The sequence below is a fragment of the Moorena sp. SIO3I6 genome (assembly GCF_010672095.1).
Genome location: NZ_JAAHHU010001082.1, coordinates 1 through 1,704, shown reverse-complemented (window position 1 = coordinate 1,704; position 1,704 = coordinate 1). Strand labels below are relative to the sequence as shown.

The 1,704-nt window shown below is 41.0% G+C and carries 3 protein-coding genes; 2 read left to right on the top strand and 1 reads right to left on the bottom strand.

Annotation, left to right across the window (positions count from 1 at the left end):
• On the top strand, positions 1-307 hold a 307-nt coding region (locus F6K49_RS46345), incomplete at its 5' end, for a hypothetical protein (RefSeq protein WP_293109193.1).
• A gap of 40 nt (positions 308-347) precedes the next feature.
• Here F6K49_RS46345 and F6K49_RS46340 read toward each other — a convergent pair.
• Positions 348-755 (bottom strand): hypothetical protein, encoded by a 408-nt coding sequence (locus tag F6K49_RS46340; RefSeq protein WP_293109191.1) that lies wholly within the window; start codon positions 753-755, stop codon positions 348-350.
• Positions 756-1,265: 510 nt separating this feature from the next.
• Between F6K49_RS46340 and F6K49_RS46335 the strand changes: the two genes are divergently transcribed.
• Complete coding sequence (locus F6K49_RS46335; protein ID WP_293071867.1) at positions 1,266-1,388, top strand: hypothetical protein; 123 nt, start codon at positions 1,266-1,268, stop codon at positions 1,386-1,388.
• Positions 1,389-1,704: the final 316 nt, after the last annotated feature.

Here is a 1,704-nt window from a genome sequence, read left to right as displayed (position 1 = left end):
TGATCCAGATGCATTAGTCTACAACGGTCAAGTATACGTGTTTCACGAGGGCAGAGGTGATAACGGTTGGCTCTGGTGCAATGTCTTCGATGGCAATGAGTGGGCTGGAGATCACAAGATACATAAAACTGGGATAACTGCTGGACCATCAGCAGTCGTATATAATGACCAAATTTACCTGTTACATCAAGGGCGAGAAGACAGTGGATGGATGTGGTGTAATGTGTTTAATGGTTCTGAATGGGTTGGAGACGAAGAAGTACCCAATACTGGTATTTCTGAAGGACCAGGTGCAGTGATTTACTAACTAATTGCGCCTTGCTGAATTAAGAATTAATTCTTAATTCTTAATTCACCATTCTCTCCTCCTTCAAGCACAATCGATCCAATAATTCCCTCGGAATAGTCTCAAAATCTTCCAACAAAAAATCCATAATCGCCAGATGGCGCAAGTGACCAGCAGTGGGAGGGTAACAGCGACGACTGGTGGAAAACCAGCCATTAACGGTTTGAACCGAACAGGAGCAAATCAAAGCCATATCTTCCCGAGTCAGGTCCCACTTCTGGTAAAACCGTTGCGGTGTCATGCCCAATTGGCAGTAACTGTACAGTAGGATTAGGATTTGCTCTCGCTCCGTGATGGGATAGGGATAGATATTTTCCTCCCTTGGCTCCCTCTGTTGTCCAAGCTGCTCAAGACGCTCCATCGCTTCGTGATAATTGATGGGATGATGAACAAATCGTTTTTTTGCCATATTATAGAGTTACCTAAACTGTAGTTTGGGAAAGAGCCGCGCTTGTGGCAGGTCAAGCGAAAAGCGCGGCTCTTTTTGGGATGTTTATATTATAAATAGTGGCTAGGGTTGTTGTCAAGTGGAAAATCAAAAAAATCTGGACAATTTACGAAACTTGTAATAATTAGTTACAATTAAATAGTTAAAATGATAACAGGTTTAGCTAATAGTTATAATCGGTAATAAAGCCAAAGTAAAGTAAGCATTTAGCTATTAGTTATCGGCTTATGCGCTACGCGAACAGCTATCAGTTATAAGTTATCAGCTTATGTACTACGCGAACAGCTTTTGAATGAAAGAGGTAAGCATTAGTTTAATGGCGTTGCGTCAATCAAAAAATAAATATTCGTAGAGTGGGCAGGATGCCCGCCCGAAGATTGTAACGTTGCGTCAATCAAAAAATAAATATTCGTAGAGTGGGCAGGATGCCCGCTCGAAAATCTAAGGAACAGGCAAGATGCCTATTACAAAATGACCAATCGAAATAAAACCGAGTTATTTAGGGAGTTTGTTCGCTCCCTACTGACTTACCAACCTCCAACTGAGATACCCACTCCCGAAAGTAACGAAGATGGTTCCAGTGGGGAGAGTTAGGGATGGTGTCTTTACCGTGAGCTGAGTAGAGATGGGGCTTGGGTATGCGATCGCTCTGAAAGACTCTCGAAAATTCTTCATATTTACAAAACTTTATATTAAAATGTAGAAAATTTGGATTTTCGGAGTGATTACAAAGTAAGGACATTCAAGAAACAGTAATGTGTTTAACCCACTTTCCATAAAGAATTAATGGCATGTACCAGATCTGTCCCTTTGTATAACTAGAGTTTAAAGCAATGACAATGAAGAAAAAATACCAGATTGTGAGTACTACCAAAGCTAAACCTATCCTCAACTTACCAGAAACCCACCA